This window comes from Rhizobiales bacterium NRL2, from assembly GCA_001664005.1.
In the GTDB taxonomy this organism is placed as follows: Bacteria; Pseudomonadota; Alphaproteobacteria; order Minwuiales; family Minwuiaceae; genus Minwuia.
The window spans coordinates 240,433-257,119 of sequence record CP016093.1; the positions used below are offsets into that span (position 1 = coordinate 240,433).

Sequence of the window (16,687 nt, forward strand, 5' to 3'; positions counted from 1 at the left end):
TCTATATATAATATAAGAAAAGAGAGAGACCGGACCGGGGAGGAGTCCCAGCCATGTCGGCCAAGCCCGAACCGCCATCGACCGAGAGCCTGCCCAAACCTCCGTCGGGCCCGAGCGTCTGGACGGGACGCGAGATGCGCGACCGGACCGACTGGATCGGCCATATGGATACGGAGGCGCTATCCCGCCTGGAAGGGAAGGTGGACGCGTTTCTGTCAAGCGGGCGGCCGCTGGCGCAGATGACCGCCTCTGACATGACCGATCCGGCGCTGGAGCGGCTGGCCGGCGGCTGGCGGCAGGAGCTGCTGGAGGGCCGGGGCTTCCTGCTGGTCCGCGGGATGCCGGTCGGGGAATGGGCCCACGAGAAGACGGCCGCGGCGTATTTCGGGCTGGGGCTGCTGATGGGCGCGCCGCGCAGCCAGAACGCCGCCGGCCACCTGCTGGGCCATGTGCGCGACCTGGGCCTGTCGACGGACGATCCGCGGGTGCGCATCTATCAGACGACCGAGCGCCAGACCTTCCATACCGACAGCTGCGATGTCGTCGGGCTGTTGTGTCTCAAGACAGCCAGGACCGGTGGCGAGTCGGCGATCGTCAGCTCCATGGCGATCTACCGGGCCATGTACGAGAGCCGGCCCGACCTGCTGGCGCAGCTCTTCCACGGCTTTCCGACGGACCGCCGGGGCGAGATCCCGCCGGGCAAGGGTCCGTATTTCGAGATCCCGGTGTTCAATTTTTACCGGGGTCATCTCTCTGCGATCTATGCTCGCCGCTACATCACCTCGGCGCAGAAGTTCGACCATGCACGACGCCTGAGGCCGCTGGAAATCGAGGCCCTGGACGAATTCGACCGGCTCGCCAACGATCCGGAGATGAACCTGAAGATGGAGTTCCGCCCGGGGGACATGCAGTTCCTGCACAATCACACCATCCTGCACGACCGCCTGGCCTACGAAGACTGGCCGGAAGCGGCGCGCAAGCGCCATCTGCTGCGCCTCTGGCTGGCCGTGCCCGGCGCGCGGCCCTTGCCTCCGGTCTATGCGGAACGCTATGGCAGCGTGACGTTGGGCGACCGCGGCGGCATTGTCGTCGAGGGCGCCAGCCCCACCGTGCCGCTCCATCCATAGAACACAGGACAACGACGTCCCCCATGACTGACAAACGCTTGCTGCGGGCGCTCGCCGGCGAACCGGTGGACCGGCCGCCCTTCTGGTTCATGCGCCAGGCGGGCCGCTACCTGCCCGAATACCGCGCCACGCGCGAACAGGCCGGGGACTTCCTGGAGCTCTGCTACAACCCGGAGCTGGCCGAGGAAGTGACGCTGCAGCCGATCCGGCGGTTCGGGATGGACGCGGCGATCCTGTTCGCCGACATCCTGCTGCTGCCCCAGGCGCTGGGCCGGGAGGTGGCGTTCAGGGCCGGTGAGGGACCGGTGCTGGAGCCGCTGACCCGCAACGAGGATATCCCGGAGATGAATGCCGGCCGGCTGCACGATCATCTGGGCCCAGTCTACGAGACCGTGGGGCGGTTGTCGAATTCACTACCCGACGACGTTGCGCTGATCGGCTTCGCCGGTGCGCCCTGGACGGTGGCGACCTACATGGTCGAGGGCGGCTCGTCGAAGGACTACGCGGCGACGAAGGGCTGGGCCTTTGCCGATCGGGAGGGGTTCGGGCGGCTGATCGACGTGCTGACCCAGGCCACCGGCGCCTATCTGAAGCAGCAGATCCGCGCCGGCGCGGAAGTGGTGCAGATCTTCGACACCTGGGCCGGCGCCCTGCCCGCCGCCTGGCTGGAGCCGCTGGTTTTCGCGCCGCTCCGCCGCATCGCCGCCGACATCCACGAGAGCTTTCCCGACGTGCCGGTGATCGGCTTTCCGCGCGGTATCGGTGCGGCGGCCGAACGTGCGGCCGAAATCGAGGGACTTGCCGGTCTTTCGGTCGACTGGGCGACCGATCCCCGCTGGGCGGCGGAACGGCTGCAGCCGCACCTGACCGTGCAGGGTAATCTGGATCCCCGGCTGGTGGTTGTGGGCGGCGAGCCCATGCGGGCGGCGGCGCGCGACATTCTCCGGGCGCTTGCAAAAGGGCCGTTCATCTTCAACCTCGGCCACGGTATCGTGCCGGAGACCCCGCCCGAGCATGTCGGCGAACTCTCCGATCTGGTCCGCAACTGGAAGGCCGAATGAATGGAAGACTACTACATCTGGTTCAAGGCGCTGCACCTGCTCGCGGTAATCGCCTGGATGGCCGGCATGCTCTACCTGCCCCGGCTCTACGTCTATCACGCCGACGCCGAGCCTGGCTCCGACAAGTCCGAGACCTTCAAGGTGATGGAGCGGCGCCTGCTGCGCGGCATCATGAACCCGGCGATGATCGCCACCTGGATCTTCGGCCTGCTGATGCTCTATGTCGGCTTCACCAACGAGTTCCTGACCATGGCCGACGGCTGGCTGCACGTGAAGCTGCTGCTGGTCATCGTGATGAGTGGTCTGCACGGCATGTTCTCGGCCTGGCGCAAGGATTTCGCGGTCGACCGCAACACCCGCTCGGCCAACTTCTACCGGATCATGAACGAGATCCCGACCGTCGCCCTGATCGTCGTCGTCATCATGGCGATCGTGAAACCGTTCTGAGCGGGTGGATCGTTCCGGCAATCCACCAATCGACGCTCACTTGACATGTCACCCCCGCCTATGTGCGGGGGTCCGGAGCGGCTTCGCCGCAAGTCTATGGTCCTGACCGGATGCCCGCACGGGGGCGGGCATGACACCGAAGCGCCCTACCCCGCCCCGCGCGGTCCAGCATGGCCCGGAGCAGGACATTGCCGCCGGCGTGGATCCATTCCGGCTTCGCGTCCTCGATCTCGTTGTGGCTGATGCCGTCGATGCAGGGGATGAAGATCATCGCGGTCGGCGCCACGCGGCTGATGTTGCAGGCGTCGTGGCCGGCGCCCGAGACGATGGCGCGCAAGGAGTAGCCCAGCGCTTCCGCGCCTTTGCTCACCGCCTCGACGCAGGCCGGATCGAAGGGCAGGGGCGCCAGGTCCATGATCTGCTTGATCTTCGCCTCGACGCGGCTGCGTTCGGCGATTTCCGCCACGCCGGCCCGCATTTCCCGGTCCATGGCCGCCAGTTCGTCCGGATCCGGATGGCGGAAGTCGATGGTCATGAAGACCCGGCCGGGGATGACGTTGCGGCTGTTGGGATGGACGTTCAGCATGCCGACGGTGGCGCAGCCGGTGGGCGCGTGATCCAGGCCGATGCGGTTGACCAGGTCGACGATCCGGGCGGCGCCCAGCAGGGCGTCGCGGCGCACCGGCATGGGCGTCGGGCCGGCATGGCTTTCCTGACCCTTGATCTCCAGCTCGTACCATTTCTGGCCCTGTGCGCCGGTGACGACGCCGATGGTGACGTCCTCGGCCTCCAGGATCGGGCCCTGCTCGATATGGGTTTCGAAGAAGGCGTGGATCTCGCGCCCGCCGCAGGGCTCCTCGCCGGCATAGCCGATGCGCTCCAGTTCCTCGCCGATGGTCCGCCCGTCCTGGTCGGCGCAGGCCAGGCCGTAGTCCAGGTCAAAGACGCCGGCGAAGACGCCGGAGGCGATCATCGACGGCGCGAAGCGGCTGCCTTCCTCGTTGGTCCAGACCGCGACCTCCACCGGGCGCTCGGTCTCGATCTCCAGGTCGTTGAGCGTGCGCACCACCTCGAGCCCGGCGAGGACGCCGTAGACCCCGTCGAAGCGGCCGCCCGTCGGCTGGGTGTCGAGATGGCTGCCGGTCATCACCGGGGCCAGGCTGTCGTCCCGGCCGGGACGGCGGGCGAAGATGTTGCCCATGCGGTCGACGCGGATCGAACAGCCGGCCTCCTCGCACCAGCGCACGAACAGGTCGCGCCCCTCCCGGTCGAGATCGGTCAGCGCCAGGCGGCAGTTGCCGCCCTTCTCGGTGGCGCCGATCTTCGCCATCTCCATCAGGCTGTCCCACAGCCGGTCGCCGTCGATGCCGAGATTGTGTCCTTCGACCATGGTTTCGCGCCTCCCTGTCGCCGCCGGCCTGCGTCACGATGCCAACGCGCGGGCCCGGTCCCCGACGTTATCTAATGAAGGGCGTATTCCGGAAGGGAAACCATGGCGATACTGAAGATCGCGAAGATGGGCCATCCCGTGTTGCGGCAGGTCGCCGAGCCGGTGGAGGACCCCACGGCGCCGGGGATCCTGCGTCTGGTGGGCGACATGATGGCCACGCTGGAGGACATCGCCGGCGCCGGGCTGGCCGCGCCGCAGGTGCATGTCTCGAAGCGTGTGGTCATGTTCCACGTGCCGCCGGGCCGTGGCGATCCGGAAACCGTGCCCTTCACCGTGCTGGTCAATCCCCGGATCGAGGTGCTGACGGACGAGACCGAGGCGGGCTGGGAAGGCTGCCTTTCGGTGCCCGGCCTGCGCGGTCTGGTGTCCAGGCCAGCATACATCCGCTATTCGGGCTACGGCGTCGACGGACAGAGGATCGAGCGCGAGGCGAAGGGCTTCCACGCCCGCGTCGTCCAGCACGAATGCGACCACCTGGACGGGGTTCTCTATCCCCAGCGCATGGACGACCTGAGCCGGCTGATCTTCGAGAGCGAATTCCGCCACCACCTGGAGGAAGCGACGACATGAGCGAGACCACGGAACAGGATCCGCAGGCCGGGATCGAGGCCATGCGCGACAGGCTGCTGGAGGCCGCCCTGCCGCACGCCGCCTTCGACGGCTGGACCGAGCAGACCCTGCGCCGCGCCGCAGACGACACGGAGATGACGCCGCTGGATGTCTACCGCGCCTTTCCCGAAGGGTCGGAAGGCCTGCTGGACCATTTCATGGCGCGCGCCGACGAGCAGATGGTGCGCGACGTCCTGGAACTCGATCTCGACCAGATGCGCATCCGCGACAAGATCACGGCCGCCGTGCGGCTCCGGCTGGAGCGGGCGGCGCCGCACAGGGAGGCCGTGCGCCGCGGCCTCTCCCATCTGGGGCTGCCGCACCGCGGTCCGCGGGCGATGCGCGCGCTCTACCGGACCGTCGACCTGATGTGGCGCGCGATCGGCGACACCTCGACCGATTTCAACTTCTATTCCAAGCGCGCCCTGCTGGCCGGTGTCTACGGCTCGACGCTGCTCTACTGGCTGAACGACAGCTCCGCCGGGCACGAGCGGACCTGGGCCTTTCTCGACCGCCGCATCGGCGACGTGATGAAGTTCGAGAAGGCCAAGGCGCGGCTGAAGAACGCCGGGGTCCGCCTGCCCAGTCCGGCGCGCATCGGCCGCCGCATCGCCGAACGCCGCAACAGCCCCTTCCGGGTTTAGGGAGAAGTTCTGTTCCTGACTTTGTCGCCCTTGGACTCGATCCAGGGGCCCAGCCGACCGATGGACTGGGTCCTGGGGTCAAGCCCCAGGACGCCACATTGTTCGCTGACCTGCCTCAGATCCCGCCGATCAGCGTCTTCAGATCCTTTTCCGGCCGTGCGCCGTAGTGGCCGATGACTTCCGCCGCGGCGATGGCGCCGAGCCGGCCGCAGTCGGCCAGGTCGCGCCCCGCGGTGTAGCCGAACAGGAAGCCGGCGGCGAACAGGTCGCCCGCGCCGGTGGTGTCGACCAGCATGTCGGGCTTGCTGGCGCTGACGGTCAGAGGCTCGCCGTCCGCGACGATGACGCAGCCCTTCTCGGAGCGCGTCAGCACGGCCAGATGGGTTTCCTTCTGCACCTGCGCCAGGGCCTCGTCGAAGCTGCCGGTCTCGTAGAGCGACATGATCTCCGCTTCGTTGGCGAACAGGATGTCGACCGGGCCCTTCACCAGCTCCCGGAATTCGGCCCTGTGGCGGTCGACGCAGAAGCTGTCGGAGAGCGTCAGCGCCACCTTGCGGCCGGCGGCCTTGGCGGCGTCCATGGCCTTGCGGAAGGCGGCCTTGGCCGGCTCCGGATCCCACAGATAGCCCTCCAGATAGGTCACCTGGGCGCGGGCGATCATCGCGGGATCGATGTCGTCGGGGCCGAGCTCGGCGCTGGCGCCGAGAAAGGTGTTCATGGTGCGCTGGGCGTCCGGTGTCACCAGGATCAGGCAGCGCGCTGTGGCCGCGCCCGGCTTCGGCGCCGGCGGTTCGAAGGCCACGCCCGAAGCCCGGATGTCGTGAGTGAAGACCTCGCCCAGCTGGTCGTCCTGGACCCGGCCGATGAAGGCGGCCCTGCCGCCCAGGGCGGCGACGCCGACGACGGTATTGGCCGCCGAGCCGCCCGACATCTCGACGCCGGGGCCCATGTCGCCATAGAGCTTCTTCGCCTGGGATTCGTCGATCAGCTGCATGCCGCCCTTGGGCAGGCCGTGCAGGTCCAGGAACCGGTCGTCCGACTCCGACAGCACGTCCACGATCGCATTGCCCAGCGCCACGACGTCCAGATCGGTTCCGTTCATTTCAATCTCCTCTGCGCCTCGATACCGGGCCCCGGTTTACACGCTCGGGGCCGTGGCGCAAAATCCGCCCCGTCATGAACGAACTCATCCGGCTGTCTGCCAGCGAAGCCGTCGCCCGCCTGAAGGCCGGCGACGTCACCCCCTTGGACCTGATCGACGCGGCCGCCGGACAGATCGCCGCGGCCGATGGCGCCGTCAACGCGCTGCCGACCCGTTGCCTCGACCGCGCGCGGGACCACGCGAAGCGCCTGAAGCACCCCGACGATCCGCCGCCGGGCTATCTCTGGGGCCTGCCGGTGGCGATCAAGGACCTGACCGAGGTGGCCGGCGTCCGCACCACCTTCGGCTCGCCCATCTTCGCCGATCACGTGCCGGCACGCTCCGACGCCATGGTCGAGCGTATCGAGGCGCGCGGCGGCGTGGTCGTGGCCAAGGCCAACACGCCCGAATTCGGCGCCGGGGCCCAGACCTTCAACGAGGTCTTCGGCGTCACCCGCAATCCCTGGAACACGGCGATGACGCCGGGCGGCTCCTCGGGCGGGTCCGCGGTGGCGCTGGCGACGGGACAGGTCTGGCTGGCCCAGGGCAGCGACATGGGCGGCAGCCTGCGCATCCCCGCGGCCTTCACCGGCGTCGTCGGCCTGCGTCCCAGCCCGGGACGGGTGCCGCACGGGCCGTCGGCGCTGCCCTTCGCGCCGAACTCGGTGGAGGGGCCCATGGGCCGGACCGTGGGCGACGTGGCGCTGTTCCTCGACACCATGGCCGGACACATGGCGGTCGACCCGATCTCCCTCCCCGCGCCGGCGACATCCTTCGCCGCCGCCACGGCCAACGCGCGGCCGCCGAAGCGCATCGCCTTCTCCATGGACATGGGCATCTCGCCGATCCACCGGGACGTCCGCGCCGCGGTCGAGCCCGCGCTGGCGCATTTCCGGGCCATGGGCACGGAGATCGTGGAATCGGCCGTGGACTTCTCCTGCGCCGAGCCGGTCTTCCAGGTGATCCGCGCGGCCCAGTTCGCCGCCACCCACGGCGACAAGCTGAAGACTCACCGCGACCAGCTGAAGCCGGAGATGGTCTGGAACATCGAGAAGGGCCTGGCGCTCACCGCCGACGAGATCGGGCGGGCGGAGCGGCAGCGGGCGGACCTGTTCCAGCGCTTCCAGGCCCAGTTCGCCGATATCGACCTGTTCGTGACGCCGACGGTCAACACGCCGCCCTTCGACGCCGATACGCGCTATCTGGAAGAACTGGAAGGCGTGGCCTTCGATAGCTACATAAGCTGGCTGATCATGACCTTCGCCCTGACGCTGACCACCTGCCCGGCCATTTCCGTGCCCTGCGGCTTCACCCCCGGCGGCCTGCCCGTCGGGCTGCAGCTGGTCGGGCCGCAACGGGGCGAGGCGTCGCTGCTCTCGGGCGCGGCGATGTTCGAGCAGGCCACCGGTCTGGCCGGCGCGACGCCGGTCATGCCGCGGGAGGCGGCGGCTTGATCGGCGCCGTCGTCAACGGGGCGGCCAGGGGATTCCAGCAACTCGCCGCCGATCCGAAGCTGCGCAAGGTGCTGTGGAAGGCGCTGGGGCTGAGCCTGATCGCGGTGGCAGTCACCGCCGCCGCGGCCTGGTTCGCGATCGACTACATCCTGGTCTACTATGTCGGCTCCATCTCCTCCTGGGCGCTGAGCCTGATCGAGGGCACCGCCGTGCTCGGCCTGCTGGCGGTGATGTGGATCCTGTTCCCCGCCATCGTCACCGGCATCTGCGGCGTCTTCCTGGACGACGTCGTCACCGCGGTGGAGGCCCGGCACTACCCCGGCGACCCGCCCGGGCAGGAGCCGCCGCTCTGGCCGTCGATCTGGCGCGCGGCGAAGTTCACCGCGCTGGTGCTGTCCATCAACATCCTGATCATGCCGTTCTACCTGATCGGCCTGCTGATCCCGCCCATCCTGATCGTCATCTTCCTTGTCAACGGCTGGCTGCTGGGGCGGGAGTATTTCGAACTCGCCGCCTTCCACCATCTGAACGACGACGAGGTGGTGGCGGTGCGGCGCCGAAACAGCACGCCGGTGTTGCTCGGCGGCATCGCCATCGCGGTCGGATTCACCGTGCCCTTCCTGAATCTCATCGTTCCGGTGGTCGGCGCGGCGATGATGGTGCATATTTTCAAGGACCTCGGCAGACGGGGCAGACTTCGCGCGCCATCGGGGGGCGGCCGCGATTGACGGGAACCGTGACGCATCATGTTCAGGAAGAGGGACACGGCCGAGCCCGCGCCGCCGGTCGGGAACGTTTCCGGCCTGCCCGACCGGCCGGGTCAGCAGCAGACGATTCCGAAGGCGCCGCCGACAGGGCGGCGCGGCCGGGACGCCGAGGATAGGGAGAGACGCGCCATGGCGGCAGAAGCCAAGACGCTGGTGATCGGCAAGGAAATCCACGTGAAGGGGGAGATCGGCGACTGCGAACGGTTGCTGATCAACGGCACGGCCGAGGCCACGCTGACCAACTGCCGCAGTTTCGAGATCTCGGAGACCGGCGTCCTGAAGGGCGAGGCCGAAGTGCAGCGCGCCGAGATCATGGGCCGTTTCGAGGGCACGCTGAGGGTGCGTGGGCGGCTGACGGTCCGCGCGGGCGGCCGCGCCCAGGGCAATATCGCCTATGCCGAGCTGGAGATCGAGCCCGGCGGACGCATCGACGGCGAGATCGAGATCATCGAGCCGGAACTGGTGACCTCGGCGGCGGCGGAATAGCCGCTTGCCCCTGCTTCGATCCGTCCTGACGGCCGCCGTCGCCGCGGCCCTGCTTTCGGCCTGCGCGGAACTGGGTCTGCGCGAGAGCGCGCCCGCCGCGCCCGAAGCCAGGAAGGCCCCGATCACCCGCTCCGACGATCTGCGCGCCGCGCTGGATGCGCGCAAGCGCCGTCAGGCGGCCCTGCCGGCGGTGGTGACGGCCAGCCCCGATACCGGCGGTGACGATCTGCCCGACGTGACGCCGGCGGCGCTGCTGGGCGCGGAAGCCGGCCAGGTGCGCGGCTGGCTCGGCCGGCCCGCCCTGGACTGGCGGGAGGGCGAGCACGCCATGTGGCAGTACGTGACCGACGACTGCGTCATCCATCTGTTCGTCAACGGCCGCAACCTGATCGAGGACGTCTCGCTCGGCCGCCGCGACGGCCAGGGCGCCGAAGGCTGCGAACACGCCATCGCCGAACGGCTGATGACGGCGAAACGGCAGGGCTAGGCACGGCGTCCGCCCGTTCCGGGATAGCCGGAGTAGGGCGGACGAAGCGCTGTAGGGCCCCAGTATTCCAAGGGCTTCGGACAGTCGGTAGGGCGGGGGAATGGCGAAGTCAGCCCGCCGGGAGAGGCGATGAGGGGCCGCCCGCGCGCGGATTGTCGCTGGGCAGCAGGCAGAGACCGACCAGGACGAAAAGTCCGATCAGGGGAATGAGGACGAGATCGGCCATCTTCTTGCGTCCGGTGGCGTCGAGGCTGCGCCGCGCGACCGCCCTGTAGAAATAGTGAACCAGACAGCCGGCGATCAGGCTGCCGACGAGCATGGTGGCGAGAGCCGGCTCGAGCTCCAGGCCGCGCGCGACATGCCGTGCGCCGCGCTCGACCAGGATGGCGGCGAACCACGCCGGGAGGGCGCGGCGGATGAAATCCCCGCGGCTCATGCGCGCGTCGGTGTCTTCGGTCGCGATCGCGATCAGGGGTATGGCGACGATCAGGGCGAACAGGATCAGGTATGTGACGCCGGACAAATCCATCAACCGCTCCGCTTCGCGCTCGCGGGAGCTATTGGAGCAGAACTTCAACCGGCCGTCGAGACTGGGGGTCAATCGACCGGGTTCGGTCACTGGCCGAGCAGGTCCCGGCTCTCCCCCGGATCAAGTGTCCGGGGTCCGGCCGGGATGACACCAATGGAAGGGCCTCTCCCCCGGTGTCATCCCGGACCAGGCGCGAAGCGCCGGCGATCCGGGACCCCTGGAAACATTACCCGCTCCGCGTCCCGGACGGACCGCAGGTCCGATCCGGGAGCCACGCCTGAAGTTTTCCGGCAGCGTGGTGCGAGGCGGTGATGCTCCGGCATGGGTCCCGCGCCGCCGCCGATGCGGCGCGCAGGACTCGTGGGGGTCCGCGGTCCTTCGAGCGCGAATTCCCTCCCTCTTCGGGGAAGGGGGAGGGTCAGGAAGGGGGATGGCCGGACAATGGCGTGCTTGAGGACGGCGGGATGGCAGTCAGCAGGCGCGCGGGCCGGCCAGACCATCCCCCGCGCGCCATGTGGGGGCGCTGTTAAAGAATGAACTTCGACAGGTCGGCGTCCTCGGCCAGTTCGCTGACCTTGTCCTTCACATAGGCGGCGTCGATGTGGACGGTCTCGCCGGCGCGGTCGGAGGCGGTGAAGCTGACCTCCTCCAGCAGCTTCTCCATGATGGTGTGCAGCCGCCGGGCGCCGATGTTCTCGACCGAGTCGTTAACCTGCACGGCCAGGTCGGCCAGGGTCTCGATGGCGTCGTCGGTGAACTCCAGCGTGACCTCCTCGGTCGCCATCAGCGCCGTGTACTGGCGGATCAGGCTCGCTTCCGTCTCGGTCAGGATGCGCTGGAAGTCGTTCTTCGTCAGCGGCTTGAGCTCGACGCGGATGGGCAGGCGGCCCTGCAGTTCGGGCAGCAGGTCCGACGGCTTGGCGATGTGGAAAGCGCCCGAGGCGATGAACAGGATGTGGTCGGTCTTCACCGCGCCGTGCTTGGTGGAGACGGTGGTGCCCTCGATCAGCGGCAGCAGGTCGCGCTGCACGCCCTCGCGGCTGACGTCGGCGCCCTGGCGGTCGGAGCGGGCGGTGATCTTGTCGATCTCGTCGAGGAAGACGATGCCGTTGTTCTCGACCGACGAGATGGCCTCGGCCGTCAGCGTTTCCTCGTCGAGCAGCTTGTCGGATTCCTCGGCGATCAGGATCTCGTGGGATTCGTCGACCGTCATGCGCCGCGGCTTGGTGCGTCCGCCCATCATCTTGCCGAACATGTCGTTGAGATTGAGCATGCCCATCTGCGCGCCGGGCTGGCCGGGAATGTCGAAGGTCGGCAGGTTCATGCCGCCCTGTTCCTGGACCTGCAGCTCGATCTCCTTGTCGTCGAGCTCGCCGTTTCGCAGTTTCTGGCGGAACTTCTCGCGCGTGTCGCGGCTGGCGCTCTCGCCGACCAGGGCGTCGAGCACCCGTTCCTCGGCGGCGAGCTCTGCCCGGGCCTTGACCTCGCGGCGGCGGCGCTCGCGCACCATGACCAGCGCCATCTCGACCAGATCGCGGATCATCTGCTCCACGTCGCGGCCGACATAGCCGACCTCGGTGAACTTGGTGGCCTCGACCTTGATGAAGGGGGCCTCGGCCAGTTTCGCCAGACGGCGCGAGATCTCGGTCTTGCCGACGCCGGTGGGGCCGATCATCAGGATGTTCTTGGGCAGGACCTCCTCGCGCAGATCCTCGGGCAGCTGCTGGCGCCGCCAGCGGTTGCGCAGCGCCACCGCGACGGCCCGCTTGGCCTCGTTCTGGCCGATGATGAAGCGGTCCAGCTCGTGCACGATCTCGCGCGGGGAAAAGTTGGCCATGTCGTCCTGTACTCTCGTTTGGGTCAGGAGCGCCGGGGCGGTTCAGCCCTCCACCGTCTCCACGACGACGCTCTCGTTGGTGTAGACGCAGATGTCGGCGGCGACCTTCATGGCCCGGCGGGCGATCGCCTCGGCGTCCATGTCGTCGCGGTCGATCAGCGCCCGCGCCGCCGCCAGCGCGTAGTTGCCGCCCGAGCCGATGCCGATCAGGCCGTCCTCGGGCTCGAGGACGTCGCCGGTGCCGGTCAGCACCAGCGAGACATCGGCGTTGACCACGGCCATCATCGCCTCAAGCCGGCGCAGATAGCGGTCGGTGCGCCAGTCCTTGGCCAGCTCCACCGCGGCGCGCAGCAGCTGGCCGGGGTGCTGCTCCAGGCGCGATTCCAGCCGCTCGAACAGGGTGAAGGCGTCGGCGGTGGCGCCCGCGAAGCCGCCGACGATGTCGCCCTTGCCCAGGCGGCGCACCTTGCGCGCATTGGACTTGATCACGGTGTCGCCGAGCGTGACCTGACCGTCGCCGGCCACCACCACCTTGCCGCCCTTGCGGACCGAAAGGATCGTGGTGCCGTGCCAGAGATTGGAATTGCCGTCGTTCATGGGGTCTCCGCATAGCGCAGGGGCGCGGCCGGGTCGAGCGGTGGATGTATGTCTGCGGCCCCGCGCTTCAAGGCGTCGGCCTCCGCGTCCGCGGCCCGGTCACCCGGCGAGGCTCTCGATGATGCGGAACTTCTGCACCTTGCCCATGGGGTTGCGGGGCAGCTCGGCGGCGATCTCCACCCGACGCGGCGCCTTGTAGTGGGCCAGATTGGCGCGGCAGTGGGCGATGACGTCCTCGGCCGTCAGCGTCGCCGCGCCGCGCGGCACCACCATCGCCGTGACTATCTCGCCCCAGCGCTCGTCGGGTAGGCCGACCACGGCCGCCTCGAGGATGTCGGGATGTTCCACCAGGATGCGCTCGACCTCGGCGGTGTAGATGTTCTCGCCGCCGGAGATGATCATGTCCTTCTTGCGGTCGACGATGCAGAGCCGGCCGTCCGGCTGCCAGATGCCGATATCGCCGGACATGACATAGCCGTTCTTCCAGGCCTCGGCGGTTTCCTCGGGGCGGCCGAGATAGCCGGAGAAGTGGGTCACCGACTTCACGCCGACCTCGCCGGGCTCGCCGACGGGGGCGGGCGTGCCGTCTTCGCGGAAGACCTGGACTTCGTTGCCGGCGGTGGGCCAGCCGACCGAATGGGCCAGCAGGGTCTCCTTGTCCTTGACCTCGAAGGTGCACCAGCCGCCCTCGGTCCAGCCATAGGCCTCGGCGATGCGGGCCTTGGCGAACATCTCCATCGCCTGGGTGGTCATCGACAGCGGGCCCGGGGCGCCCGACGAGATCATGAAGCGGAAGGCGCCGACCTCCGGCTTGCCGCGGGCCTTCCATTCCTCGGCGATCATGGTGGTCATGGACGGCACCAGGAAGGCGAAGGTGCAGGTCTCGGTCAGCTCGTCCAGCGCCAGCGCCGGGTCGAAGTGCTGCATGATGCGAACCCGCGCGCCGATCATCAGCGCCCCCATGGCGAGGCCGGCATAGGACAGGTGGAAGATCGGCCCCGGCACCAGCATGACCTGGTCGGCGGTCAGCCCGTATTCCCAGCCCCAGCGCATCTGCGCCGTCAGATAGTGGTCGTTCGAATAGAGCGCGCCCTTCGGGAAGCCGGTGGTGCCGGAGGTGTAGCCGACGACGCAGTCCTTCGGCCCGAATTCGTGCTCGCCCAGCACCGGCCGGTCGACGCTGGCCGGCGTCTCTATCGTGTCGGCGTCGATCACCTTCGCGCCGGTCCGCGCGCCCGCCTTCTTCGCCGCCTCCAGCCATTCGCCGGCGGCGAGGATGGTCCGGGCGCCCGAATCGGTGATCTGGAAATCGACTTCCGGCTCGGCCAGGCGCGAATTGACCGGCACCGCGGCGTAACCCAGCCACATGCAGGCGAGATAGCCCAGCACATGGTCGGCGGCGTTGGGCAGATAGAGGGCCACCATCGTGCCCTGCGGGCCGGGCTCGGCGTCGCGGATGGCCTCGGCCAGGGCGACGATGCGCGGCAGGATCTGGCCATAGGTATAGGTCGGTCCGCCCTGCAGGACCTCGATGGCGGTCTTGTCCGGCTGGCTGATCGAACGGACGGCAATGGTCTCGGCGACCGTCAGGCGCATGGCGTTCCTCCCCTGAAACCGTGCACTTGCTTTCAACATGATGCCCCGATGCCTATCCTTGTGGCCATGAGTGATTTTGAGGCCCGTACCCTTCCCGCCGCGCGTCACCCCCGCCTCGTGCGGGGGTCTGGTGCGGCTGCGCCGCGAGTCCATGAATCGACCGGATGCCCGCACGGGGGCGGGCATGACCCCGTGTTTCAGAACATTTCCGCAGGCGCAGCGTGATGGCAGAGCGCAGCGATTCAGCGGAGGACGTCGAGCAGCAGGACGGTTTCGCCGTGCTGCAGGGGCGGCTGAAGTCCCTGCCCGAGAGTCCCGGCGTCTACCGCATGCTCAATGACAAGGGCGACGTGCTCTATGTCGGCAAGGCGCGCAACCTGAAGGCGCGGGTGACCAGCTACACGCGGGCGCGGGGCCTCTCCATCCGCATCGCCCGGATGGTGCAGATGACCGCCGAGCTGGAGATCATCACCACCCACACGGAAGTCGATGCGCTGCTGCTCGAAGCCAACCTCATCAAGCGGCTGAAGCCGCGCTTCAACATCATCCTGCGCGACGACAAGTCCTTCCCCTATATCGAGGTCAATCTGGACCACGACTATCCGATGCTGGTTAAGCACCGGGGCGCGCGGGAGAAGGACCGGGACTATTACGGCCCCTTCGCCAGCGCCACGGCGGTCAATCACACGCTGACGGCGCTGCAGCGCGCCTTTCCGTTAAGGTCCTGTTCCGACGGGGATTTCGCCACCCGCACCCGGCCCTGTCTGCAGTACCAGATCAAGCGCTGCCTGGCGCCCTGCGTCGGCTATGTCAGCCAGGAGGACTATGCCGAGCTGGTGGGCGAGGCGCGCGACTTCCTGTCGGGCCGCAGCCAGGCGGTGCGCGACGAGCTGGGCCGCAAGATGCAGCAGTCGGCGGATGCGCTGGAGTTCGAGGACGCCGCCATGTACCGCAACCGGCTCTGGGCGCTGGCGCAGATCCAGCAGAAACAGGGCGTCAACGTGGAGGGGCTGGAGGAGGCCGACGTCATGGCGGCGGCGGCGGCGGGCGGCCAGACCTGCGTGCAGGTGTTCTTCTATCGGGCCGGGCAGAACTACGGCAACCGCGCCTACTACCCCAGCCATGCCAAGGATGACGACACCGCCGACGTGCTCGCCGCCTTTGTCGGGCAGTTCTACGATTCCCGGCCCGCGCCGCGGCAGGTGCTGCTGAGCCACGAGGTGGAGAACCAGGAGCTCATCGCCGAGGCGCTGGGCGTCCGCGCGGGGCGCAGGGTGCAGCTGCTGACGCCGAAGCGCGGCGGCAAGAAGGAGCTGGTCGACCAGGCCGTCCGCAATGCCGAGGAGGCGCTGGGCCGCAAGCAGGCGGAGACCCAGGCGCAGACGAAACTGCTGAAAGGCGTCGCCGAGGCCTTCGGGCTGGATGCGCCGCCGGCGCGCATCGAGGTCTATGACAACAGCCACATCATGGGCACCAACGCAGTCGGCGGCATGATCGTTGCGGGGCCGGAAGGCTTCAGGAAAGCCGCCTATCGCAAGTTCAACATCAAGTCGACGGAGCTGACGCCCGGCGACGATTTCGCGATGATGCGGGAGGTGCTGACCCGGCGGCTGCAGCGCCTGAAGAAGGAGCATGCGAGCCGCGACGGCGACTGGCCGGACCTGCTGATCATCGACGGCGGCAAGGGCCAGCTCGGCGTTGCCGAGGCGGTGCTGGAGGAGCTGGAACTGCAGGACGCCGTCGCCGTGGTCTCGATCGCCAAGGGCGTCGACCGCAATGCCGGCCGCGAGGAGTTCCACGTCCCCGGCAAGGCGCCGTTCCGCCTGCCCGAACGCGATCCGGTGCTCTACTACCTGCAGCGCCTGCGCGACGAGGCGCACCGCTTCGCCATCGGCACGCACCGGGCGCGGCGCTCGAAGCAGATCGGCCAGTCGCCGCTGGACGAGATCGGGGGCATCGGCCCGAAGCGGAAGAAGGCGCTGCTGCTGAAGTTCGGCTCCGCGAAGGGCGTGGCCCGCGCCGGCCTTGCCGACCTGGAGCGCGTCGACGGCATCTCCGGCGCCATGGCGAAACAGATCTACGATCATTTCAACGGTTAGAGGTCGGCCCGCCGGGGATGGCATGGCCGGCCGGCGGGCCTGCTGAATCATGCTGCTGAGGTCCCGGTTCGCGCCTCGCATTGCTCGGCTTGACCGGGATGACACCAAGAGGGGAGCCGGCCCGCGCCCCTGCTGAATCGCCCTCGTTCCGAGTCCTGTGCGCCGCGTACGCGGCGACACGGGACCCACACCGGAGCCTTTCCGGCTACAAGGCGTTGCGCGGACCTGCTCAGGCATGGGCCCCGGATCGGATCTGCGGTCCGTCCAGGACCCGGGATTGGCCAGGACGCATGCGTCCGCCACTCTTCCCCCCCGGACCCCCGGCGCGCTAGGCTGCGGGCCGCATCTGGAGCCAG

General features: G+C 68.5%; 15 protein-coding genes and 1 pseudogene. 10 read left to right on the plus strand and 6 right to left on the minus strand.

Annotation, left to right across the window (positions count from 1 at the left end):
- Positions 1-53 precede the first annotated feature (53 nt).
- The 3 genes from TEF_01050 to TEF_01060 are packed head-to-tail and all read left to right on the plus strand — an operon-like array spanning position 54 to position 2,635.
- Complete coding sequence (locus TEF_01050; GenBank protein ID ANK79535.1) at positions 54-1,127, plus strand: taurine catabolism dioxygenase TauD; 1,074 nt, start codon at positions 54-56, stop codon at positions 1,125-1,127.
- A gap of 23 nt (positions 1,128-1,150) precedes the next feature.
- Entirely contained in the window at positions 1,151-2,188 is a 1,038-nt protein-coding gene (locus TEF_01055) for a uroporphyrinogen decarboxylase (GenBank protein ID ANK79536.1), read from the plus strand.
- Positions 2,189-2,635: a TIGR00701 family protein gene (locus tag TEF_01060; protein ID ANK79537.1), complete on the plus strand. Its 447-nt coding sequence runs from the start codon at positions 2,189-2,191 to the stop codon at positions 2,633-2,635. It begins immediately after the preceding gene.
- Between the two features lie 157 nt (positions 2,636-2,792).
- Here the strand turns inward: TEF_01060 and TEF_01065 are convergent.
- Positions 2,793-4,025 (minus strand): annotated as a pseudogene (locus TEF_01065) (Zn-dependent hydrolase).
- Positions 4,026-4,127: 102 nt separating this feature from the next.
- Between TEF_01065 and TEF_01070 the strand changes: the two are divergent.
- Both TEF_01070 and TEF_01075 read left to right on the plus strand, forming a co-directional pair.
- On the plus strand, positions 4,128-4,655 hold the full coding sequence (locus TEF_01070) for a peptide deformylase (protein ID ANK79538.1): 528 nt from the start codon (positions 4,128-4,130) through the stop codon (positions 4,653-4,655).
- Positions 4,652-5,338 carry a hypothetical protein gene (locus TEF_01075; protein ID ANK79539.1) on the plus strand — a complete coding sequence of 229 codons (687 nt, stop codon included), beginning with the start codon at positions 4,652-4,654 and terminating at the stop codon, positions 5,336-5,338. Before TEF_01070 ends, TEF_01075 begins: the two co-directional genes overlap by 4 nt.
- A gap of 115 nt (positions 5,339-5,453) precedes the next feature.
- Here TEF_01075 and TEF_01080 read toward each other — a convergent pair whose 3' ends face one another.
- Positions 5,454-6,440, minus strand: coding sequence for a carbohydrate kinase (locus TEF_01080; GenBank protein ID ANK79540.1), 987 nt, complete (start codon positions 6,438-6,440; stop codon positions 5,454-5,456).
- A gap of 74 nt (positions 6,441-6,514) precedes the next feature.
- Between TEF_01080 and TEF_01085 the strand changes: the two genes are divergently transcribed.
- The 4 genes from TEF_01085 to TEF_01100 are packed head-to-tail and all read left to right on the plus strand — an operon-like array spanning position 6,515 to position 9,673.
- A complete protein-coding gene (locus TEF_01085) occupies positions 6,515-7,933 on the plus strand; it encodes an amidase (GenBank protein ANK79541.1) in 1,419 nt (472 codons plus the stop codon).
- Positions 7,933-8,661: a hypothetical protein gene (locus TEF_01090; protein ID ANK83198.1), complete on the plus strand. Its 729-nt coding sequence runs from the start codon at positions 7,933-7,935 to the stop codon at positions 8,659-8,661. Before TEF_01085 ends, TEF_01090 begins: the two co-directional genes overlap by 1 nt.
- Positions 8,662-8,679: 18 nt before the next feature.
- Positions 8,680-9,186, plus strand: coding sequence for a hypothetical protein (locus TEF_01095; protein ANK79542.1), 507 nt, complete (start codon positions 8,680-8,682; stop codon positions 9,184-9,186).
- A 4-nt stretch (positions 9,187-9,190) separates the two neighbouring features.
- Positions 9,191-9,673, plus strand: a complete 483-nt coding sequence (locus tag TEF_01100) for a hypothetical protein (protein ANK79543.1) — start codon at positions 9,191-9,193, stop codon at positions 9,671-9,673.
- Between the two features lie 109 nt (positions 9,674-9,782).
- Here the strand turns inward: TEF_01100 and TEF_01105 are convergent, their stop codons facing one another.
- The 4 genes from TEF_01105 to TEF_01120 all read right to left on the minus strand — a co-directional run bounded on the left by TEF_01105 (position 9,783) and on the right by TEF_01120 (position 14,232).
- Entirely contained in the window at positions 9,783-10,250 is a 468-nt protein-coding gene (locus TEF_01105; GenBank protein ANK79544.1) for a hypothetical protein, read from the minus strand.
- Positions 10,251-10,728: 478 nt separating this feature from the next.
- Complete coding sequence (locus TEF_01110) at positions 10,729-12,039, minus strand: HslU--HslV peptidase ATPase subunit (protein ANK79545.1); 1,311 nt, start codon at positions 12,037-12,039, stop codon at positions 10,729-10,731.
- A 42-nt stretch (positions 12,040-12,081) separates the two neighbouring features.
- Positions 12,082-12,636, minus strand: coding sequence for an HslU--HslV peptidase proteolytic subunit (locus TEF_01115; protein ANK79546.1), 555 nt, complete (start codon positions 12,634-12,636; stop codon positions 12,082-12,084).
- Positions 12,637-12,735: 99 nt separating this feature from the next.
- Positions 12,736-14,232: a hypothetical protein gene (locus TEF_01120; GenBank protein ID ANK79547.1), complete on the minus strand. Its 1,497-nt coding sequence runs from the start codon at positions 14,230-14,232 to the stop codon at positions 12,736-12,738.
- Positions 14,233-14,456: 224 nt separating this feature from the next.
- On the opposite strand from TEF_01120, the gene TEF_01125 reads away from it, so the two are divergent.
- Positions 14,457-16,331 (plus strand): excinuclease ABC subunit C, encoded by a 1,875-nt coding sequence (locus TEF_01125; protein ID ANK79548.1) that lies wholly within the window; start codon positions 14,457-14,459, stop codon positions 16,329-16,331.
- Positions 16,332-16,687 lie beyond the last annotated feature (356 nt).